The sequence below is a fragment of the Pseudomonas sp. RP-B7 genome (genome assembly GCF_059803535.1).
The window spans coordinates 110,710-133,241 of the sequence record NZ_JAPFHC010000010.1 but is presented as its reverse complement, the minus strand read 5'-3'; the positions used below and the strand labels follow the sequence as shown (position 1 = coordinate 133,241).

The 22,532-nt window shown below is 62.6% G+C and carries 15 protein-coding genes and 1 pseudogene; 12 read left to right on the top strand and 4 right to left on the bottom strand.

What is annotated here, in order from left to right:
• Nucleotides 1–76 precede the first annotated feature (76 nt).
• Nucleotides 77–310 (top strand): VF530 family protein, encoded by a 234-nt coding sequence (locus OPU96_RS12110; protein ID WP_003188882.1) that lies wholly within the window; start codon nucleotides 77–79, stop codon nucleotides 308–310.
• A 4-nt stretch (nucleotides 311–314) separates the two neighbouring features.
• Nucleotides 315–941 (top strand): Pr6Pr family membrane protein, encoded by a 627-nt coding sequence (locus OPU96_RS12105; RefSeq protein ID WP_498559120.1) that lies wholly within the window; start codon nucleotides 315–317, stop codon nucleotides 939–941.
• Between the two features lie 44 nt (nucleotides 942–985).
• Here the strand turns inward: OPU96_RS12105 and OPU96_RS12100 are convergent, their stop codons facing one another.
• The 3 genes and pseudogenes from OPU96_RS12100 to OPU96_RS12090 form a co-directional block, all read right to left on the bottom strand.
• Entirely contained in the window at nucleotides 986–1,753 is a 768-nt protein-coding gene (locus tag OPU96_RS12100) for a siderophore-interacting protein (RefSeq protein WP_226455981.1), read from the bottom strand.
• A pseudogene (locus OPU96_RS12095) lies at nucleotides 1,750–1,959 on the bottom strand (PadR family transcriptional regulator); the annotation flags it as partial. The pseudogene OPU96_RS12095 and the gene OPU96_RS12100, both read right to left, overlap by 4 nt.
• A 51-nt stretch (nucleotides 1,960–2,010) precedes the next feature.
• Nucleotides 2,011–2,889 carry a LysR family transcriptional regulator gene (locus OPU96_RS12090; protein WP_226455980.1) on the bottom strand — a complete coding sequence of 293 codons (879 nt, stop codon included), beginning with the start codon at nucleotides 2,887–2,889 and terminating at the stop codon, nucleotides 2,011–2,013.
• Nucleotides 2,890–3,020: 131 nt separating this feature from the next.
• On the opposite strand from OPU96_RS12090, the gene OPU96_RS12085 reads away from it, so the two are divergent.
• The 10 genes from OPU96_RS12085 (at nucleotide 3,021) to OPU96_RS12040 (ending at nucleotide 19,395) form a co-directional block, all read left to right on the top strand.
• Entirely contained in the window at nucleotides 3,021–3,887 is an 867-nt protein-coding gene (locus OPU96_RS12085) for an alpha/beta hydrolase (protein ID WP_498559119.1), read from the top strand.
• A 125-nt stretch (nucleotides 3,888–4,012) separates the two neighbouring features.
• On the top strand, nucleotides 4,013–5,581 hold the full coding sequence (locus OPU96_RS12080) for an ABC transporter substrate-binding protein (RefSeq protein WP_192297388.1): 1,569 nt from the start codon (nucleotides 4,013–4,015) through the stop codon (nucleotides 5,579–5,581).
• A gap of 11 nt (nucleotides 5,582–5,592) precedes the next feature.
• Nucleotides 5,593–6,534: an ABC transporter permease gene (locus tag OPU96_RS12075; protein WP_192297386.1), complete on the top strand. Its 942-nt coding sequence runs from the start codon at nucleotides 5,593–5,595 to the stop codon at nucleotides 6,532–6,534.
• Nucleotides 6,531–7,400, top strand: coding sequence for an ABC transporter permease (locus tag OPU96_RS12070; protein WP_192297384.1), 870 nt, complete (start codon nucleotides 6,531–6,533; stop codon nucleotides 7,398–7,400). The genes OPU96_RS12075 and OPU96_RS12070 overlap by 4 nt, the downstream gene beginning before the upstream one ends.
• Nucleotides 7,401–7,402: 2 nt before the next feature.
• Complete coding sequence (locus OPU96_RS12065) at nucleotides 7,403–9,034, top strand: ABC transporter ATP-binding protein (protein WP_498559118.1); 1,632 nt, start codon at nucleotides 7,403–7,405, stop codon at nucleotides 9,032–9,034.
• A gap of 130 nt (nucleotides 9,035–9,164) precedes the next feature.
• A complete protein-coding gene (locus tag OPU96_RS12060; RefSeq protein WP_192297381.1) occupies nucleotides 9,165–10,445 on the top strand; it encodes an OprD family porin in 1,281 nt (426 codons plus the stop codon).
• A 67-nt stretch (nucleotides 10,446–10,512) separates the two neighbouring features.
• A complete protein-coding gene (locus OPU96_RS12055; protein ID WP_498559117.1) occupies nucleotides 10,513–12,030 on the top strand; it encodes a serine hydrolase domain-containing protein in 1,518 nt (505 codons plus the stop codon).
• Complete coding sequence (aptA, locus tag OPU96_RS12050; protein ID WP_192297377.1) at nucleotides 12,027–13,352, top strand: omega-aminotransferase AptA; 1,326 nt, start codon at nucleotides 12,027–12,029, stop codon at nucleotides 13,350–13,352. The genes OPU96_RS12055 and aptA overlap by 4 nt, the downstream gene beginning before the upstream one ends.
• 14 nt (nucleotides 13,353–13,366) lie before the next feature.
• The gene (locus tag OPU96_RS12045) at nucleotides 13,367–14,785 is read left to right on the top strand and encodes an aldehyde dehydrogenase family protein (RefSeq protein ID WP_498559116.1); all 1,419 of its coding nucleotides are present in this window, start codon (nucleotides 13,367–13,369) and stop codon (nucleotides 14,783–14,785) included.
• Between the two features lie 98 nt (nucleotides 14,786–14,883).
• Nucleotides 14,884–19,395, top strand: a complete 4,512-nt coding sequence (locus OPU96_RS12040) for a hypothetical protein (protein ID WP_498559115.1) — start codon at nucleotides 14,884–14,886, stop codon at nucleotides 19,393–19,395.
• Here OPU96_RS12040 and OPU96_RS12035 read toward each other — a convergent pair.
• Entirely contained in the window at nucleotides 19,357–22,470 is a 3,114-nt protein-coding gene (locus tag OPU96_RS12035; RefSeq protein ID WP_498559114.1) for a transglycosylase domain-containing protein, read from the bottom strand. The two genes, OPU96_RS12040 and OPU96_RS12035, sit on opposite strands and share 39 nt — an antisense overlap.
• Nucleotides 22,471–22,532 lie beyond the last annotated feature (62 nt).

Below are 22,532 nucleotides of genomic sequence, written 5' to 3'. Positions count from 1 at the left end.
AACGGGAACTTTTTATAACTGGCAGGTGCAGTGCTAAGGTGTGCATCTTCGTGAGCACTTTTTTCATAGGCCTGGCATGACCGCGACAAGCAACGACCCCCTCCACGGTGTGACCCTGCAACACGTCCTCACCACCCTGGTGGAACACTACGAATGGTCCGGCCTGGCCGAACGCATTGATATTCGCTGCTTCAAGAGTGATCCGAGCATCAAGTCGAGCCTGACCTTCCTGCGCAAGACCCCATGGGCGCGGGAAAAAGTCGAAGGGTTGTACGTCAAGCTGATGCGCACCAAACGCCCGTTGGATTGAGCCGGTGAAGCGCTTTGTGGCCGCAGCGGCGCTGGCCGGCTGGGCGGGGCTGGCAATCCAGCAATACCTGATCTTCTATTCGCGCTGGTCCAGCGGCGCCAGCCTGTTGGGTGGGTTGATCAACTTCTTCAGTTTCTTCACGGTACTGACCAACACCTTGGCGGTGGTGGTGTTGAGCTATGCGCTGGTCAGGCGCGATTCGGCGGCGAAGCGGTTTTTCCTCGCGCCGAGGATCAGCAGTGGCGTCGCCGTGAGCATCGTCGTGGTGGGCCTGGCGTACAGCCTTCTGCTGCGGCACCTGTGGCAGCCGGAAGGCTTTCAATGGGTTGCCGACGAGTTGCTGCACGATGTGATGCCGGTGCTGTTTTGCATCTATTGGTGGCGCTGTGTGCCCAAGGGCACGTTGCGGCTCAAGCACATCGGCGCGTGGGTGATCTACCCCTTGATCTACTTTGGTTATGTGCTGCTGCGTGGGCATTTGCTTGGGCAGTATCAGTACCCGTTCATCGATGTGGACACGCTCGGTTATCCACAAGTATTTGTGAATGCCGGAGGGATTCTGGCGGGGTTTGTTGCGGTTGCGTTGGCGGTGGTGGGGCTGGACAAGCTGCTGAAATCCCCCCGCGCCTGAAGCGGGCAAAGCTCCAACTGTGGGAGCTTTGCCCGAGTCCGGTCTTAGTCTTCTTCGCTGCCTTCGGCACGCCAGTAGCCGACGGCCTTGAGGAATTCCTCGTTGACCTTGTGCGTATCCAACAACACGCGCCGCACCTGGCGCGACAGTTTGGTTTCCGTCGCCACGAAGCTGTACAGCGAACCACTCGGCAGTGTCAGCTTGCGCACGGTTTCCACCAGGTCATCCTGGCCACGAATCACCCAGATCACCTCTACATCGGCCGCGCTGTTCAGCGTCTGCTTTTCCGCCGCATCGGCAATCTCAATCACCGCCAGCACCGTGCGCCCGGCCGGCAATTCGTCCAGGCGTCGCGCAATCGCGGGCAGGGCGGTTTCGTCGCCGATCAGCAGATAGCTGTCGAAGATGTCCGGCACGATCATCGAGCCCCGTGGCCCGCCGATGTACAGGTATTGGCCGACTTGCGCCTGATCGGCCCAGGTCGACGCGGGGCCGTCGCCGTGCAGCACGAAGTCGATGTCCAACTCGCCCATGCTCAGGTCGAAACGGCGCGGCGTGTAGTCGCGCATGGCCGGTTGCGGGCCGTCGCCCTTGATGTTGAAACTCGGGCTCTCCAGCGCGGCCTGTTCGGCGGCGTTCTGCGGGAACAGCAGCTTGATATGGTCGTCGCTGCCCAGGCTGACAAACCCTGCCAGCTCAGGCCCGCCCAGGGTGATGCGGCGCATGCGCGGGGTGATGTCGACCACCCGCAGCACCTGCAGGCGACGGCGTTTGATTTCGTGGCTAACGCGGTGGATTACTTGAGTCTTCATGGGTCTTTCCCGTCGGCAATGGTTTGAGCGGTGCGATTGAGCAGCGCTGCGACACGAACGATTTTTTGCGGGCTCCAGCGCCACTGCAGGCTCGCTAGAGAAGAGACGACCGGCGTCGGTGATTGTGTAGCGTTTTTTTCCAGGAACGTCAGCGTCGGGTCGATCATGCCGGGGGTGTAGGCGCCGTCGATCTGGCGAATCAGGTTATCACGGACTTTTCCAATGGTCGGCACTGATGAACTGCGCCAAGGGCAGGATTACTTTGCCACGGCCGACATCAGCAACTTGCGAATTTCCCCGGTAATTGCACTTTTGGTGCCTTGCTCCAAGATCCCCACTCGGCGCACCGCCAAGTCTCCCGGCAATGGCAGTACCCGCAGGCTTGGGTCTTTGTGCCAGTCGAAATTTTTCAGCAGCGGCACGATGGCCACTCCGACTTGCTGGCGTACCAGGTCGGCGATGCCGATGATTGAGTTCAGTTCGAGGATTTCCAACGGTTCGACCGATTCACTCTTGATGATCGACTGCACCTTGCGGCCTACGGCAGTGGAACGGTCATAGCGAATGAACGGCTGGGTCCTGAGCAATTCCACAGCGTCGTTGATGCCGGCGGTTTGCGCAGCATTGGCGAGCATGACGATGGGCTCGTTGTAGAGCAGGGTCCAGCTCAATCCATCGAAGTTCTGCCGTGTCGTCTCGATCAGTAAGGCCGCGTCAAGCTTGGCGGCGTGTACCAGATTGACCACTTCGTCGGAGCGGGCGGTCATCAGGTTGACCGATATGCGAGGGTGCAGCTTTTTCAGTTGCACCAGGCAATTGGCGAGCAGGCCCATGCCGGAGGTAATGCCGCCGATGGACACTTCACCCTCCATGGCCATGCCATCGGGGGCCTCGGCAATCATTTGCTCGTAGTCCGCCAACAGGCGCTTGGCCTTGGGCAGCAACAACACGCCATCGCGGCTCAGCTTGATCTGCCGCTGGCTACGGTCGAACAGCGGTCGGCGCATCTCTTCTTCGAGGGCTCGCATTTGCTGGCCGACAGCGGCGTTGGTGAGGGCCACACGGTCGGCGGCGGCGGCAAAACTGCCGTATTCGGCGACGGCGATAAACGTCTTGAAGAAACGAATGTTGCTCATGGAGAGGCCCGTGCTCATGGGTGCGATTGCATCGTAAAGGTTTTGTTTACCCTGCATAAAGTTAAATTAGTTTTTCTTTTTATTGCGCTCTGCCAATACTCAAGTCCGAACTGACTCGGCGAACTTTACAAATGAGCAATCCAGATATCAGCCCTGAATACGCAGCATTGCGTGCGGCAAAAAACGTGTATCACCTCGGCACAACCACGGTGTACTCCCACCATGAAGACAGCCGGTTTGCCTACACCCTCTACGTGCCTGAAGCCATCGAGGACACCACCCGGCCGGTAGATCTGGTGGTCTCGCTGCACGGCTCCACCCGTGCGATGGAGGTTTACCGCAATGGCTTCGCGGAGTTTGGCCGCTGGAACGATTGTGTGATCCTGTCGCCGCTGTTCCCGGTCGGTGTGCTGGGCGACGGCAATGGTGATGGCTACAAGCAGATGGTCGAGGGCGATATCCGTTACGACCAAGTACTACTCGACATGATCGCCAGTGTTGGCAAACGCTACGGTCGCAGCTTCGATACCTTTGCACTGTTCGGCTATTCCGGTGGTGGGCAATTCACCCATCGCTTCTGCTATCTGCACCCCGAAAAACTCTGGGCGGCGTCCATCGGCGCGCCCGGTTCGGTGACCCTGCTCGATGCCGATCAGGACTGGTGGGTCGGTGTGCGGGACTTTGCCACGCGCTTTGGCAAACCGTTGAATCTGCCAGCCTTGCAGCGATTGCCCGTGCATATGGTGGTGGGGGATTCAGACCTCGAAACCTGGGAAATCACCCACCGTGAAGGCGGCAAACACTTCATGGCCGGTGCCAACGCTGCCGGGCGTACGCGACCGGAACGTCTGGCTACCTTGAAGGCCAGCTTCGAGGCCGCCGGTGTGCAGGTGCACTTTGACCTGCTGCCCAACGTCGCGCACCAGGGCGTCAAGGCGATGCCGGCTGCCCAGGATTTTTTCGCCAAGGTGTTGCGCCACAAGCGCAGCCTGGGCTGATACACCGCAGGTGATGCACTCAGAACAGACCGTATAAAAATAACCAAGGATTCACTCATTCTGATGCCGGTCCTGCCTTGGCTCCCGCCACTGACCGGAACATTCCTTCAAGGAGTCTTTCTCCCGTGAATAGTTACGTAAAGACGGCATTGGCTGTCGTAATGTCGGCGTGCACCTTTTCCATAGCCGTTGCACAGGACAAGGTCATCAGCGTTGGGCTCAACGGTGATATCCGTAGCACCGACCCAGGCGTCAACCGCGATGACAACACCGACGCGGTGATGATGCATATCGTCGAAGGGTTGGTGGCGTACCGTGAAGACACCAGCATCGCCCCGATGCTGGCGAGCGCGGTTGACGTTTCGGCGGATGGCCTGCGCTACACCTTTACCCTGCGTGACGGCGTGCACTTCCACAACGGCCAGCTATTGACGGCCAAGGATGTGCAATGGACTTGGCAGCGCTACCTGGCCCCCAAGACTCAGTGGCGTTGCCTGGCAGAGTTCGATGGGCGCGGTGCGGCCAAGATCGTTGATATCGCCAGCCCCGACCCCAAGACCGTGGTATTCACCCTGGATCAGGCCAATGGCTTGTTCCTGGCTGCCATGGCGCGCCCGGATTGTGCGGGCAGCGGCATCCTGCATCCAGACTCCCTGGCCGCGGATGGCAGTTGGCGCGCACCGATTGGCACAGGGCCGTTCACGCTGGGCAGATGGCAGAAGGGCCAATACGTCGAACTGGATCGCTTCAAGCAATACACCCCGCGTGCCGAAGACAAGGCGGACGGTTACACCGGCAACAAGCAGGCGTTTGTCGACACGGTGCGGTTCGAGGTCATCCCCGATTCGGCCTCGGCCAAGGCGGCGCTGCTGTCGGGTGGCGTGGACCTGCTGCCCGACGTGACCGCGATGGATGCCGCGCAACTCAAGCAGGTCAAGAACCTGCAGATCCAGGTCAGCCCGATCATGACCATCAGCGGGCTGTTGTTCCAGACTCGCGACCCGTTGCTCAAGGACGTGCGCATCCGTCGTGCAGTGGCATTGTCGCTGGATTACGCGCAGATGGTTGCGGCGTTGTCCGATGGTTTGTCGGTGGTCAACAATTCAATCATTCCCACGGCGAGCCCGTACTACGACGCCACCGCACACAAGGGTTATACCTATAACCTCGACGAGGCCCGGCGCCTGTTGAAGGAAGCCGGCTACGGCGGTGAAAAGATCCGAATGCTGGTCAACAAGCGCTATCCGCAGATGTTTGACATGGGTTTGCTCAGCCAGGCCATGACCCAAGCGGCAGGGTTGAACATCGAGATGGAAACCCTGGAGTGGGGCACCCAGTTGGAGCGTTACCAGACGGGTAGCTACCAGATGATGTCGTTCTCCTACTCGGGACGTTTCGATGCGGCGCAAAGCTACGAATCGGTGATCGGCGACAAGGACAAGGAGCCGCGCAAGGTCTGGGACAACCCCGAAGCCCTGGCCATATTGCGCGAGGCCCAGCGTGAAGTTGACCCAGCCAAACGCCGGTCATTGTTCGACAGGCTGCACACGCTGATGCTCAAGGATGTACCCATGGTGGTTATCTACAACGGCACTGCCATCGGCGCCATGGGCAAGCGCGTCGAAGGGTATCGTTCCTGGCCTGTTGCTAAGCCGCGCCTGTGGGGCGTGACGCTGCTCGACACTTCCAAGTAAGGCGTAGCGCTATGTTTCGATTCATATTGCATAGGCTCGGCATGGCGGTGCCGACCCTGTTGCTGATCTCGGTGATTGTGTTTGCCTTGATCCGTCTGATCCCCGGCGACCCGGCGCTACTGATGCTGGGCGACATGGCCGACCCGCAAAGTCTTGCCGATATGCGCAGCAGCCTGGGGCTTGATCACTCGGTGGTGACCCAGTACCTGATCTGGATTAAATCGGTACTCAGTGGTGACCTCGGTGTATCCATCAGCAGCCGCCAGCCGGTGCTGGAGTTGCTGCTCGAACGCTTCAGCGTGAGTGCGACCGTGGTGCTGGTGGCGGTATTGCTGGCGACTGTGCTCGCAGTCCCGGTGGGCTTGCTCGCCGCCTGGAAGCAAAACAGTGCGATGGACCTGGGCCTGGTGGCCACGGCAACGTTGTTGCTGTCGGTACCCAGCTTCTGGTTGGGGTTGTTGCTGCTGTATGTCTTCGGCATTCAATTGGGCTGGTTGCCGGTGATCGGGTACGTCGGCTTTGCCACTGACCCGATGAAAGCGCTGACCTATGTGGTGCTGCCGATCGTCACCCTGACGCTGGTGGAATTCGGGGCCATTGCCCGGATGGCACGGGCCAGCACCATTGAGGTGCTGCGCCTGGAGTACATCGCCCATGCCAGGGCCAAGGGGTTGTCGGAAGGTGCGGTGCTGTGCAGGCACGCCTTGCGCAACGCGTTTGCGCCGACCTGGACCCTGATTGGCCTGATCCTTGGCAACTTGCTCGGCGGCATTGCGGTGCTGGAAACGGTGTTCACCCTGCCAGGTATCGGCCGGTTGATGGTCGATGCGATTTTCTCCCGCGACTACCCGGTGTTGCAGGGTTGCCTGCTGCTGGTCACCTGTATCTACGTGTTGGTCAACCTGCTGGTGGATCTGCTGTATCCGCTGTTCGATCCAAGGGTGAAGCTATGAACCTCAAGACTCCTGCCTTGCCCCCCGTGGCGGCGATCACGCCTCGGCGGCGCCGGCGTTACCCGCCGCTGAACGCCCTGATCGGCGGCAGCCTGCTCGCGGCACTGGTGTTGCTGGCATTGCTCGGCGTGGTGTGGACACCTTACGACCCGCTCAAATTGGACCTGCTCTCACGCCTGCACGCACCGAGCGCCTTGCATTGGCTGGGCACCGACGAATTTGGCCGCGATGTGTTCAGCCGGCTGATCATCGGTGCGCGCACCAGCCTGTGGATCAGCCTGCTCTCGGTCAGCGTGGCGGTGATCTGCGGCACGCTGATCGGCATGCTCGCCGGTTACCTGCGCGGCTGGACCGACCGGCTGCTGATGATGCTCAACGATGCGTTGCTGGCATTCCCCGGCATCCTTATGGCCCTGGGCATCATGGCCATTGTCGGCGCCAGCCAGTACGGCATCGTGCTCGCCCTGGGTATCGCCTACACCCCTTCGGTGGTGCGGGTGGTACGTGGCAGCGTGCTGTCGCTGCGTGAGTTGGAGTTCATCGAGGCTTCGCGGGTGATCGGCAACTCCGAGCTGTACACCATGTTCCGTCACATCACCCCCAACTGTCTGGCGCCGCTGTGTGTGTTGGCCACCAGCATGTTTGGCTGGGCGTTGCTCTCGGAGAGTGCGCTGAGTTTCCTCGGCCTTGGGGTTCCACCGCCGGCCGCGACCTGGGGCAGCATGCTCTCGGCAAGCCGCACTTATATCTCGACGGCGCCTTGGCTGGGGATCTTCCCGGGCATCTTTATCAGCCTGACGCTGCTGGCTATCAATCTGTTCGGCGATGCCTTGCGTGATCGTCTCGACCCGCGCATGAGGAAATGAGCATGAGCGTTCCAGTGCCTTTACTGGCCGTTGAAAATCTACAGATTCGCGTCGGCGTGGACGGTCCGCTGGCCGTTGATGACTTCAGCTTCACCATGGCCCCCGGCGAAATCGTTGCACTGGTGGGCGAGTCGGGCAGCGGCAAGACCATGGCCGCGCGAGCTGCCATTGGCTTGCTGCCAGCACCGATGCAGGTGTGCGGTGGGCGCATCATCTTCCAGGGGCAGGCGCTGGACAGCAGCAATGCCAAGGCCATGCGTGAAGTGCGGGGTGCACGCATCGGCATGGTGTTCCAGGAACCGATGGTCTCGCTCAACCCCGCGCTGACCATCGGCCGGCAGATGAGCGAGGCACTCAAACTGCATACCACGCTGGATGCGGCGACGATCCATGAGCGCTGCATCGCCATGCTGCAACGCATCGGCATCAAGGACGCCGAAAAGTGCCTGGCATCCTATCCGCACCAGTTCTCCGGTGGCATGCGCCAACGGATCATGCTGGCCTCGGTGATGCTGCTGCGCCCGGCACTGCTGATTGCCGACGAACCCACCACGGCCCTGGATTGCCTGGCGCAACTGGACGTGATCGAGTTGATGCTGGAACTGACCCGCGAGCAGGGCACCGCGATTCTGTTTATCAGTCACGACCTGTCCCTGGTGGCGCGTTACGCCCACAAAGTCGTGGTGATGCGCTCGGGCAAGGCAGTAGAGCAGGGTCGTATCGAAGACATCCTCTTTGCCCCCAAGGCCGAATACACCCGGCAACTGCTTGAAGCGCTGCCACGGCGCGGGGAACTGGTGCCAGTGCCGGCGGCCGACAACGCGTTGTTGCAGGTCCGGGATGTGTGTATCGAACACCCGGGGCCGCGCAGTTTCTGGGGCCGCAGCGTGCCCAAGCGCGTGGTGCACTCGGTGAACCTGAGTATCGCGCCGGGCGAGACCCTGGCCCTGGTTGGTGGCAGCGGTTCGGGCAAGACCACCCTCGGGCGCGCGGTCGTCGGGTTGGTCAACCCGTGTGCCGGGGCGATCCTGTTCCAGGGAGTGGACATCCTCAAAGCCGCCAACCGGGCACATCGCCTGCAATGCCAGATGATCTTCCAGGATCCGTATTCGTCCCTCGACCCGCGCATGACCGTCGGGCAGATCCTCGCCGAGCCGCTGCGCCATGAACCAGTCCTGACGGCCGCGCAAAAGCGTCAGCGGGTCACCGACACGCTGGTTGATGTGGGCTTGCCCGAACAGTTTCGCGAGCGCTTTGCCCATCAGCTCTCCGGTGGCCAGCGCCAGCGCGTGGCGATTGGCCGGGCGTTGGTGCGCCGGCCCAAACTGGTGATTGCCGACGAGCCGATCTCGGCACTGGACATGACCATCCAGAAGCAGATCCTCGAACTGTTCGAGCGCTTGCAGCGCCAATACGGCTTTGCCTGCCTGTTCATTTCCCACGATCTCTCGGCGGTGGAACGCATCGCCCACCGTGTCGCGGTGATGAACCAGGGCGAAGTGGTCGAAATGGGCCCGCGTGACACGATTTTCGACGCCCCACAACACCCTTACACCCGTCGGCTACTCGCCGCGGCCAGCCCCTTGGAGAAACGTGCGGACGGCAGTTACCGCCTCCGTGCCAGTGTGATTTAGGTACTGCTGCACACCAGGCCACGGCATTGAAACCCAACCCTTCGCAAATCGACGATTTGCGAAGCGGGCGAAGCCATGGCTGAAGAAAACAAAAACAACCCCATTCAACCTGTCTGCCAGGAACCTACACATGAATAACCGCATCAACAAAGTTGTCGCCAGTGCCAGCGTCATGGGCGCCGGTTTCATGCCCTTGTTTGCCCAGGCCGACTTCGTCGCCGACAGCAAAGCGGCGCTGGAGTTGAAGAACTACTACTTCAACCGCGACTACCGCGAGTCCAGCGGGCAGAACAAGCGTGCCGAGTGGGCGCAGGGTTTTATCCTCAAGCTCGAGTCGGGCTTTACCGACGGTACCGTGGGCTTTGGCCTGGACGCTGTGGGTATGTTGGGTATCAAGCTCGATTCCAGCCCTGACAACTCCGGTACCGGGCTGCTGGCACGCTCCAGCACGGCCGAGCCAGGCTCCCCCAGCTACGCCCGCCGAGCCCATGACAACTACTCAAAACTGGGCCTCACCGGCAAGGCGCGCCTGGGCAAAAGCGAGTTGCGCGTGGGTTACATGGTGCCTGACCTGCCGACGCTGCAGCCGAACCTGAGCCGCCTGTTCCCGCAGAGCTTCAGCGGTACTGCACTGACCTCCAAGGACATCGACAAGCTGACACTGACCGCCGGCCAACTGGACCAGGTCAAGCAGCGCGACTCAACCCATTACGAAGATATGGGGCTTACCAGCCAGTACGGCGCTTACAAAAGCAGCGCGAAAAGCGATGAATTTCGCTACGCCGGTGGCGAGTACGCACTCACGCCAACGACCGTCGTGACCTACCAGTTCGCGCAACTGGAAAGCCTGTACCAACAGCATTACCTGGGCTTGAAAAACAGCTTCAAGTGGGGCCCGGGCACGTTCAAGACCGATGTCCGCTACTTCAGCGCCAGTGAAGACGCTGCGGCCCTGGCCGGCAAGGTGGACAACCGGGCGTTGAGCACGCGCATCGGCTATGGCCTCTACGGCCACAACCTCAGCGGCGGTTACCAGGAACAGTACGGTTCGACGCCGTTCACCTATGTGGACGGCACCAACACCTACCTGTTCACCGAGTATCAACTGGCCAACTTCTCCCAGACCGGCGAGCGCGTGTGGCATGCCCGCTATGACTATGACTTCGCCTCGCTGGGCATTCCGGGCCTGCTGTTCTCGACGCGGTATGCCAAGGGCGACAACGCCAAGGTCATTGGCTTTAACGGCGAAGGACGCGAATGGGAGAGGGACGTGAGCCTCGGCTATGTGGTGCAGAGCGGCACGTTCAAGGATGTCTCGCTGCGTTGGCAGAACGCCAGCGCCACGAGCAACTTCGCCCGTGACACCAACGAAAACAGAGTGATCCTGGGCTACACCGTGGCGCTCTGGTAGCGGGAATGGCGTGCAACAGGCACAGCCTGTTGCACGCACAAGCAGTGGAAATGAGGGGATAGATCAGATGACGAGTTTGCCGTTGCGGCGGGCATCGCCCAGTCAACAACGCGTATCGGCGCGTGGCGTAAGTGATTTCATCGAAGCGGTGAACGCTGCGGACCTGGAGTTGCACAGCTTCATGCTGTACCGCGATGGCGCGGTGGTAGCTGAAGCGTTTTGGGCGCCTTATTGCGCCGCACGCCTGCACGTCCAGCATTCGGCGACCAAAAGCTGGGTGTCCATGGCCGTCGGGCTGCTGGTGGATGACGGCGCGCTGTCGTTGGATGCCAAGGTGGTGGATTTTTTTGCCGCCGATTGCCCGGCATCCATCAGCGCCAACCTGGCGGCCATGACCGTGCGGGATTTGCTGACAATGCGCACCGGCCATCGCCAGGGCATCTCGGGTGGCGCCTGGCGTGGGCGCAGTGACAGTTGGGTGCGGTTGTTCCTCAACGAGCCGGTCGAAGACCCGCCAGGGCACCGGTTTATCTATAGCAGTGCGTCGAGCTTCATGCTCTCGGCGATTGTCAGCGTGGTCAGTGGCCAGACGGCGTTCGAGCTGTGCAACGCACGTATTTTCCAACCCATGGGCATGGGCCCCATCGAGTGGGACCTGGCACCTGACGGTTTCAACACCGGTGGCAATGGCCTCAGTTGCCGCACCGAAGACTTGCTCAAGTTCGGCGTATTGCACTTGCAACACGGCCATTGGCAGGGGCAGCAATTGTTGTCCCGGGAATGGGTGGCCCAAGCGACCCGTGGGCACGTCGATGATGTATGGATGGGCGCCTTCGATGGCAAGCGCTACCTGAGCCGCGACGAGTCCAGCGACGCCTCTGTCACGCGCCGCGAAGGCTACGGCTTCCAGTGGTGGATGACCCTGCACGGTGGGTATTACGCCTCCGGCGTGTTTGGCCAGCAGTGCATTGTGTTACCTCGCCATAACACGGTGATTGCGTTTACCGCGGGGCTTGCCCTGGGCGAGCGGCGCTTGCACAGCTTGCTCTGGGAGCATCTTTTGCCCGCGCTGGACGTACCCAGCGAAGGCTCGTTGGATGCCGGGCTGGCGGCGCTGCTGGCGCGTCAACAGCGGCCGGTCATGTCTGGCGCCGCGAGCTCGCCGCGCCAGGCTCAATTCAGCGGTACGTTTGTCATGCAGGCCAACGAAGACCAGGTCAGCCAAGTGCGCCTGGCGTTCGGGCCCGAGCATTGTGACTTTTACCTCACCGACCCCCGTGGCACCCATTGCATCCGTGCCGGGCTGAGCGCCGGCATCGAAACCCAGACCAGCATGACCGGCCACTATCTGCATCACCAATACCAGCCGCAACTCACCCCGGTGGTGGCGCAGGCGCGCTGGACCGAAGACGGGGTGTTGAGCATGACCTGGCAGTTTGTCGAGACGGCGTTTTGTGATCGGGTCACCTGCCGTCTCGAACACGGCACCTTGTACGTGGACCGCAGCGTCAACGTAAACGCAGGCCCATTGCAGCGCCCGACGCTGACCGGCCATCCAACCATCGCTTTGCAGGAGTCGCCATGACCGATCTTTCCAACCCTTCAGTTTCCGCGCGGGGCGCGTTCTGGGCGCCATTTACGCCGATGCGCCAGTTCCAGCAACAACCGATGATGTTCGCCAGCGCCGAGGGTATGCACTACACCACCACCGATGGGCGCCGCGTACTCGACGCAATGGCGGGGCTATGGTGCGTGAATGCCGGGCATGGCCAGCCGAAAATCGTCGAAGCCATTCGCGAAGCGGCGGGGCGCCTGGACTTTGTCTCGTCGTTCAAGATGAGCCACCCCCAGGCCCTGGAAATGGCCGAGCGCTTGATCGACGTCAGCCCCGCTGGTATGGAGCAGGTGTTCTTCACCAACTCCGGCTCTGAAGCGGTGGATACCGCGCTGAAGATCGCGCGGGCGTATCACCAAGCGCGTGGTGATTGCCGCCGTACCAAGTTTATCGGGCGTGCCAAGGGCTACCATGGCATGGGTTTCGGTGGGCTGTCGGTATCCGGTATCGGCCGCCAGAAACGTGACTTTGGCCCACTGCTGGGGGAGGTCTCGCACCTGCCATTGCCGTATGACGCGGGCATGCGTTTCAGCGTCGGGCAGCCGCAGCAGGGCGCCAGTTACGCTGATGCGCTGACACAACTGCTGGACATCCAGGACCCGAGCACCGTGGCCGCGGTGATTGTCGAGCCGGTGACCGGCTCCGGTGGGGTTTATCCGCCGCCCCAAGGCTACCTGCAACGCTTGCGCGAGATTTGCACACGGCACGGCGTGCTGTTGATTTTCGACGAGGTCATCACGGGCTTTGGCCGCGTCGGCGCTCCCTTTGCCGCGCAAGCCTTCGGCGTACTGCCGGACCTGATCACCACCGCCAAGGGCCTGACCAACGGCGCCGTGCCCATGGGCGGCGTGCTGGTCAGTGGAGCGGTGTATGAAGCGTTCATGGCCGGGCCGCAGAATGTCATCGAACTGATGCACGGCTACACCTATTCAGCCCATCCACTGGCGTGTGCGGCCGGGTTGGCCACCCTCGAGGTGCATCGTGAACTGGGCATCAACCAGCACGTCAGCGCGGTGAGTGGGCTGTGGCAGTCGACCGCACTCGCGCTGCAGGGCATCGGCCCGGTGCTGGACGTACGCGCGATCGGTTTGCTCTGCGCGGTCGAACTCGAGCCGCGCCCTGGTTTCCCCGGTGCGCGTGGCAGCGAGGTTGCGCAGTGGTGCTTCGACAACGGCGTGCTGGTACGCGGCTCGGGCGACACCATTGTGATTTCGCCGCCGCTGGTGATCAGCCCGCAGGAGATCGCCCAGGTGTTCGACACCCTGGCCAGTGCCCTGAAACACGTCGCCTGAAGGGAGTCCAAGGTATGTCGGATCTGTTTGAGTTCTACATTGATGGTGCCTGGGTCAAGCCTCACGGCACGGCCATTGAGCCCGTGGTAAATCCGTCCACCGAGCAGGTGGTTGCGCGCATCAGCCTTGGCGACAGCCGCGATGTGGACCGCGCAGTCGGCGCGGCCAGGCAAGCGTTTGCCGGGTTCGCAGCAAGTTCGCTTGAGGCGCGTGTCGACCTGCTGCAACGCATTATCCAGGCCTACAAACTCCACAGCGAAGCGCTGGTCGAAGCGGTTCACCTGGAAATGGGCGCGCCGCTGTCCCTGGCCCGCAGTGCGCATGTGCCGGCAGGCCTGGGCCATCTGGTGCAGGCGCTGGAAGTGCTACGCGATTATCGCTTCGAACGCCGCGTGGGCCAGACGCTAGTGGTGCGTGAGCCTATCGGCGTGTGCGCCCTGATCACCCCCTGGAACTGGCCACTCAATCAACTCACCTGCAAGCTCGCACCCGCCCTGGCGGTGGGCTGCACCGTCGTACTCAAGCCAAGTGAGTGTGCGCCGTTGTCGGCCCATATCGTCGCGCAAATCCTGCATGAGGCCGGGGTGCCGAAGGGGGTGTTCAACCTGGTCAACGGTAATGGGCCGGTGGTTGGCGCTGCGCTGGCCAGCCATGCCGAGGTGGATATGGTGTCGTTTACCGGCTCGACCCGCGCCGGCATCGCAGTGGCCAAGGCGGCGGCCGATACAGTCAAGCGTGTGTCCCAGGAGCTGGGCGGCAAATCCGCGAATATTCTGCTCGACGACGCCTATCTGCCTAGCGCGGTGCGTCACGGGTTACAGGCGTGCATCCGTAACAGTGGCCAGTCGTGCAATGCGCCGACGCGCCTGCTAGTACCGCGCGCGCAGCAACAGGCCGTGATTGATATCGTCCAGGAAGTGCTGGCGCAGGTGTGTTTCGACGACAGCCAGCCGACCTGCGCCATCGGCCCTGTGGCGAACGCCCTGCAATTTGAGCGGGTTCAGGCCATGATCGTTCAGGCCATCGCCGAGGGTTCGCGATTGATCGCCGGAGGGCTGGGACGACCACGGGGGATTGAGCGCGGGTACTACGTGCAACCTACGGTATTTGCCGACGTCACCCCGGACATGCTCGTGGCTCGTGAAGAAATCTTCGGCCCGGTCCTGGCGATCATGCCGTACGACAGCGAAGCCGAGGCGATAGCCATCGCGAACGACAGCCCTTATGGCTTGTCAGGTTACGTCACTTCGACCAGCCTCGAACGCAGCCGCAGGGTTGCGCGGCAACTGCGCACCGGCATGGTCCATCTCAATGGCGCCCGGGCCGACCAGGCCGCGCCGTTTGGCGGCTACAAGCAGTCGGGTAATGGCCGGGAATGGGGTGAGTGGGGGTTTGAAGAATACCTGGAGAGCAAGTCGTTGTTTGGGTATTAACGGCTTGAGCGACAGGCGACGGGGCGGTATTTGTGTAGTGCGAGTCGCAGTGCGCGCGCGAGTAGGGTCTGGCGTTCACCCTCGATAGAGAAACCCCGATGACTCTCACTTCGACACCCCCGGCGGCCATGCGCCAGGTGCATATCGAACAGGTGCTGAACCTGTTCGACGACCCTCCCTCGTTGACAACCGTCGCCGCAGACTGTGCCCAGGCCTACCTGGACCAGTACTGTGCGGGACGCAATTATTCTGCGCGTTTGATTTACCTGGCCACACCCGACGGCCCGTATCGTTCCTTGCCCGACTTGGTGATGGCGCGTCTGGCAGCCGCGCGGCCCACGTTGTTGGCCGAGGGCTACCAGCATGTGGTGCAGCGAGTCCGGGAAACCTATGCGCCGGGCGGCCCAAGCCTGGCGGAGCTGGAAGGCCTGATCAACCGCTGCGGGGCGCGCCTGCTGGGGTTTTTTTCACGGCGTCTGCAAGCGTGGTGGAACGAGCCGCTGCCGTTGCACATGACGCGTTGGGGCCACCTGGCCGATGAGTTGCTGGCGTTGCTCTACGACTCGCCCCCGCCGCCGGGCATGAGCGCGGAGTGCTTCGCCCGGGTCTTTCCCAGGTCGGCGTTGCATGGCCGCCGTCCCAATCGGGAGTGGTCGGCCCATGGCCCGGCACTGAGGGTACAAACGCTGCACCTGCGCCGCGGGGCGTCGGTGCAGATGCTGGCGCTGCTCCTGCTGCAAACTGCCACGCAGACGTTCTTGTTCAGCCCGGCCTGCGGTGTGCAGCGCCTGGACACTCCGGACAGCCTGCCAGCGCTGTTGCCGGCCTACGCCAGCCCGTTGCTTGCAGGCGCGGGCGGGCAATGGTTCGCCGTCGAGGTGCAGGGCGATCCCTTCGACGCGCTGGCGGCCAGTTACCTGGCGTTGCAGTTGCAAGAGATTGCGTTGCTTGACCCGCGGGTGCCGCGCTCCGTCGAGGATTATCAGGCGCTACTGGGCATGATCACCGACAGCCGCCGCTGGTTTGTAGCGGCCCTCAGTCCGCGTCAGCAGACGTTGCGCGAGCAACTGCCGTTATGGCTGGTCCATGCCACGCCCGATCAGTGCATCGCCTACGCGCAATTGCTGCAAGCATTGGTGCTCGCCCGCCAGCACAGCGGTGCGCGGCATTTTCTCGACGGTATCCCCTCGTTGCAGGGCTATGCCAACGAGCGCTTGCAAGCCTGTTTGCGAAAGGACGCACGCGCCACGGCGCTGAGCCCCGCCGATATTCGCTTGACCTTTGAGCGGGTGATTGCCGCCGCAGTGCCGGTGCCGGGAGGTTTTATCGCCGGGCAGGTGGAGCGCTTCCACGTCAGCCTGACGGAGTGGGCCCTCGAGAACCTGGTGGGCTTTGCCCACACCGTCAAAGCGATTCGCCTCAAGGGCGAGCCTGCGCCCGCCTGGTTGAGCTATGAGCTGCTCCAGCGTTGCGTGACCGAGGCCGACATCGGACAGCGGTATCCGGCATTGCTCAAACAGCAATTGATTGGTAACCCCAATCGACGTCAATTGTTCAGCGTGCAATTGCGCGTGCAGCTGCCGATGCAGGCCCTGGAATGGCAAATCAAGGGTGAGCATGGGCTGACCCAGGCAGGTTTTCGCCGCTTGCGGGCTGCGCTGCAACCCAGTGCGACGTCCGACGCATTCTGGCCCTTGGCGTTCAAGGCCGTCGCTGGGGCGACGGCGGATGAAGTGGCCAATATGTTCATCATTGGCCCTCGGCAAGGCGAGGCCGGCCCCCACTTGCTCTATCGGCCTTTGTTCGAGCCGCCGCTACAGGAGTTCCCATCGCTGAATGCCTTGTTCGAGGCGATCCGGCAACCCGGTGCGCTGCAAGACAGCGTGCTGACCTGGCTGGCGCCCCAGCGTCAGGCGGTCTACGCCAATGGTGGGTTTGACGAGCCGCGCACTCAGCATTTTCTGCAGGGCGATGAGTTCACGCGTTATGAACAACCGGCACCGGCACAGCTGAGCAAGTCAGTGCTTGTCGGCGACCCCACTGATCACCTGTTCACGGCCATGGCTCAAGCCTTGGCAAGCCTGGCTGAGCGTCAGACGGTGTCGAACGCCGGACAGCGCTGGGCCAGCCTCAAGCAGGTCGGCTGGTTGTTGTTCGGCACCCTGCAACCCCTGCTCACCGGGCCGCTGATGCTGGTGGGGTGGCTGGTGCAGTTGGTCGACAGCGCCCGGCAGGACATCGTCGCCTTGCAGGGCACCGACGAGCAGGCCAAAAATGCCGCACTGATCGATCTGCTGGCCAACCTGATGGTGGTCGTGGCGCACCAGGCCACACCCCATGACGCGCGGCGCCACCTGGAGGTAGAGCACCCGGTATTTGCGCCGTTGGCCCTTGCGGAACCGACGCCCCTGCCGCCTGTACGGATCGCGCCCCCTGCGCAGTTCCTCACGCCGTCGGGCTGGGCCAATGCCCGCGACACCCTCACGCCAGAGATGTGGGCACGCCTGCAACGGTTCAGCCTGCACAGCTTTCCAGCGCCCTGGCCCGTGGCCTTGGAAGGCGCTGAAACCAGCGGGCCCTGGCAAGGACTGGTGCGCGACACACACCGCACCCCACCGCGTTGGCATGCATTGGTGCAAGGGCATAAATTCCGCGTGCGCATGGAACATGGACGCGTGCGGGTGATTAGTGCGGATGGCATGCACCGGGGGCCGTGGCTCAAAGCCGTGGGGCAAGGGCGCTGGGAGGTCGACCTGCAATTGCGCCTGCTCGGTGGCGCGGGAGATGGCGCTATCGAGCCTGTCGACAACCGCCAGGTTCTTGAAAACCAATACCGTCAGGCCACACAGAAACGCGCTCGCGCCCAGAGCGCCATGGAACTCGCCCGCACGTTGGCCAACAAGCCCGCCGATGAAGTCACCGAGCAACAGCGCACTCAGGCCCAGGCCCGCTACTTCAAGGCCTTGGAAGAAAAACTGGAGCTTTGCCAGGACGAGTTGCAACTGCTCAGGCGCCTGCGCGACCACGGGCCGCGGCCGCGCTACGAAGAGGAACTGAGCCAGATACTGGAGTCGATCATTCTGACGATACAGTTGTTGGATGCCGACAGCCGCACACGCATGCATCTGCGCAACCTGCAATTGCGACCATTGCTGGAGGCCGGCGACGAACAGACCCATGCCGAACTGAACCAGGGCCTGCGTGAGCTGGCAGTCATCCACGACAAGGTGATTCGTTGGCGCATCCTGGAACAGCGCTACCTCGACGAGCTTCGCCAAGTGCCCCGACTCGGCCGCGACAAGGCCCGGGCGCTGGCAGCATTGATGCCGGTGCGCCCGTCGGTCCTCGACCTGCAGTCCTTGCAGCTCACCACGTTATGGGGCCTGGCCATCGACGTGCCGGGCCTGCCCTTCGAAGATGATCTTTTCGAGAACATGAGCACCACAGTCGACCGTGCCCGCTGGGCCAGCCGCTCCCTGGCCGAGTTGTCGCAGGTGCACAGCAGCGAGGCTGAACGCGTTGAATTGCTCGACAGCATCGACCATGTGTTTGCGCAGACCGATGATCGCATTGAATTCTGGCGTGCCATGGAGCCGGACAGGTTCAACCTCGCGTACCTGCAGCAGCTTCAAGAGTTGTTGGCCACCCTGCACCGTAACGTGGAACAACAACTGGCGGGGTTGCTGCAGCCGCAGGCGCAAGAGGTGTTCAAAGCCCCACTTGAAACCGCGGGCAAACGGCGCAACAAGATCATCCGCACCCGCAATCACGACCTGTATGTAGCGCGTATGAGCCCAGAACCCACAGGCGTAGATACCGCTCAGATGCTGGATGCGGCCGGCAGTGTCATCGGTTCATTCACCGAGGCCGAGGACGGCGTCTGGGACCTGGAAAACGTCACACCACCCGCGCGGCCCGATCCCGAACTCAATAGCCTGTTGAAAAAGGCCAACCTGTTGCTGGGAGAAACCGATAAAGCCATCGCCCATGTTGAAGCGATGGTCGACAAGGCCAATGACGCGGCATCCCTGCAAGAACTACTGGACGCTCAGGCCCGCAGCCGTTCATGGGCGGCCGAGGCCATTGGCCGAAAACTGCGCGGCCTGGACAACGCGCGGCTGGCGGCGGTGCAGCAGGCCAATGCGCGGACGGCCGAGGCGAGCTTGCGGGCCGCGGTGGCAAAGCTCGAAGCGGCAGGGCTGAGCGCACGCTTGCGCGCCACGCGCAATAAAACGCTGACCCAAACCGACGTGGCTTTTTTGCATAGCCACAACGAAGTGCGCGTTCATCGCCAAGGCGCCCGGGTAAAGCTCAAGGGCGATGATTTTTTGCAGGTGTATGCCGTGAATGATGTCCACACCGGCAAGCCGTTGTGCTTCGCGCACTTTCACTACGGGCGCAGTGAAGGCCCGGATGATCACTTCACCGCTGCTCACCTCAAGAGTCCGGAACAGGAACGCCTGGGCCGCCAGGCACAGGCCGCAGTCGAAGCCGAGGCCTTCGCGCGCATGCGCACCGGGCAGACCGGGCGAGTGCAGCAAACCCTCGAGATCCGGCGTGCGCAGATCGGGCTAGCCTTGGCTCGCCAGTTGTTTTTCAGCGTCGACTGAGGGCACGCACTGGGTATGGCCGTCAGGTTGCAGATACGGCAACAGGATCGGCGCCATGCCCTTGAGTACCTGCACCGGCAACGCCGACGTGAAGGTGAAGTGCTCGGCGGACTGGCCGGGCACAAACGCGGTCAGCGTGCCGAAGTGGTGCTCGCCCAGGTAGAACACAAAGGTCGCGGTGCGGTTGATGGATTTGGAACTGAGGATGCGCCCACCGGCACCAATCGCCTCGATACGGTTGTCGCCGGTGCCGGTCTTGCCGCCCATGGCCAGCGGCGTGCCGTCGGCCAGCTTGAAACTGCCGGCGACACGCTTGGCGGTGCCGGCGTCCACCACCTGGGACAAGGCGCCGCGCAACGCCCTGGCCACTTCCACCGGGATCACCTGCCTGCCGGGCGCCGGGTCGTTGACCACCTGGGTTTCGTACGGTGTCCCGGCGGCGAAGTGCAGCGTGTCGATGCGTAGCACTCTGGGGCGCACGCCATCATTGAGGATGATGCCCATCAGTTCCGCCAACGCCGCCGGGCGGTCGCCGGAGCTGCCGATGGCGGTGGCCAGCGACGGCACCAGGTGGTCGAAGGGATACCCCACGGCTTTCCAGCGCTGATGAATATCCAGGAACGCCTCGATCTCCAGCATGGTGCGGATGCGGCTGTCCCGCGCGCTTTGGTGGCGGCTCTTGAACAGCCAACTGTAGACCTCCTGGCGTTCGAACTGGCTGGCCTTGACGGCGTCGCTGAAGGTTGCGTCGGGATGGTTGAGCAGGTAGCCCAGCAGCCACAGGTCCAGCGGATGGACCTTGGCGATATAGCCTTGGTCGGGCAGGTCGTAGGCGCCGGGGCCGTAATCTTGGTAGAGCTTTTCCAGGCGTTCGTCGGTGAGTTTGAGCGGGCTCTGAACGCCCGACATATGTGAGCGCACGAACAGGTTGAAGCTCTCCTGGCTGGCGTTGGGCAGCAGGTAGCGATGCACGGCAGCCAGGCGGATCGGCGTGGGGTGCAGGCTGTCGAGGAAGGTGTCGAGGCGTGCCTGGGTGTCCTTCTTCTGATACTTCTTCCAGAACTTGAGCAGGAAGGTGGTGCCTTCGCGGTCGGCGAAACCGGCGAGGTATTCCTGGCGGCGCGGGTTGTTGTCGTCCTTGAGCAACTCGGCGCTGTTGTTCTCGCCGGAATAGGTGACGTAGCGCACTACATCGCGCATCAGGCGAATGAACGGCAGGTTGATCGACTCGCGCAGGGCGTCGCGCAGGGTCGGGGTGCGGCCGTTGTCCTGGCTGCGGAAGTTATGGAAGGTGTGCAGGCCGCCGCCGGTGAAGAAGCGCTCGCCGGGGTTGGCCGAGTAGGTGCGGTCGAGGGCGGCGTCGAGCATCCGGGCGAGGGATTTGTCCGGCGCCTGGATCAGGTAGTCGACGGCCCAGCGGCTCAGGCGGTCCTGTTCATCCACATTGGCTTTTTTCAGCTCGGCCGGGGCCTGGGCCGCGTATTTGGCGTGCAACTCGCTGATGATTTGCAGGTAGGTGGTGAGCACCCGCAGCTTGGCGGTGGAACCCAGCTCCAGCTTGCTGCCTTCGTTGATGTCGAAGGGTTGGTCGGTGTTGTCGGTTTGTACGCGCACCCGCGAGCCGTCCGGGGTCAGTTCGAATAGGGTGAAGCTGTAGCGCACCTGGGCGGTGCTGGTGGCGGTCAGCAAGCGCTCGCCGAGCAGACCGATCTGGCGTGCGAACTCGGGGTCGGCGAGGTGCTTGAGGTAGCCGCTGACCTGGCCCTGCAATTGCGCTTGCAGGGTGCTGGTGGCCGAGAGGTCCAGGCGGTCCAGGTCGTACAGCGGCCGGTCGAGCAGGGCGGCGAGGCGGCTGCGCGCCACGCTGATGCCCTTGTCTGTTTCGATCGGTTGTACCGTGGGTTGTTGCACCCAGTCGCGGTAGCTGACCTTGCTTGCCAGTGCCGCTTTGAGCAGCGCCGGTTCGATCACGCCGCTCTGGGCCAGCAGGCGCAGGTGGCTATCGGTGAGTTGCGCCAGTTCGTCACGGCCCTTGGTCAAGTAATGAGATGGCCGACGCTGGGCGATGATCAATGACAGCACCTCGCGCAGCGCCAGGCCTTGCTCGGCATTCACCGGGCCCCACAGCGCCTGGTTGACCTGGTTGAAGTCGGCGCCGTACCACACCCGCAAACCCTCGGCCATGCCGTGCACTTCACCGTGTCCCGGCACCGCCGACAGCGGCACGCTGTTGAGGTAGTCGCGCAGGATGTTCTGCCGCGCCGCCAGGGTCTCGGGCCCATCGTGGTAGGCGCGTACGGCGGCGGAAAACATCTGCCGCAGTTTTTCGCCGCCGGATACCGTCAGGCCATCCGGCGAGTGGCGGTACTTTTCCAGCTGGGTCGCCAATGTACTGCCGCCGGCACTTTGGCCTGGCAGGTGCAGCAGCTTGGCGACCTGCGACCACGCGGCCTTGGCGAAACGCGGCCAGTCCACGGCGGGGTTGGCCAGGGGTTGGGCGGGGTCGAGCAGGTCACGGTTTTCGATAAACAGCAGGCTGTTGGTCACCAGCGCAGGGATCGCGGCAAAGCTGGCGTAGAGCTGTTGCGGGTAGTTGTAGGTGTACAGCGGCGCGCCGCGACAGTCGGTGATCGACAGCCCTGCCTGGATTTTTTCCGCGTAGGGCACGAACAGGCCCTTGGCGCTGTAGTCCATCAACGCCGGGGAAAAACGCGACTGCGCCTGGATCACGTAGCCGCGCTTGAGCAGGCGCGGCAGGAAGGTGTCGAGGTCGCTGTAGCCCAGGCGCCGGTCGAATGGCCCGGCACCCGGGTAGTCGATGGCATCGCTGGCGCCGGGCTCGACCTGATAGGTGAGGTTGCGCGCCAGGCGGCTGAGTTCCTGGGCTTGCAGGCGCGAGGTACGCATCTCCTTGGTGGCGGCCACGCCCAGGGCAATCAAGCCCATCAGTACGATCAGCCAGAACAAACGCCAAGCGTAGCGCGGCCTGGGTCTGGTTTTTGATGAAGGCGCTGGGTCCGAACTGCCGTGTACTTTCGCAGCCTTGGTCGAGTCGGTTTGCCACAGTGCGCCCATAGTCGATTGATCCTGCACGCAGATTGATCGGACTTGCTGGAAGCTTAGTCGCTGGGGGCTTG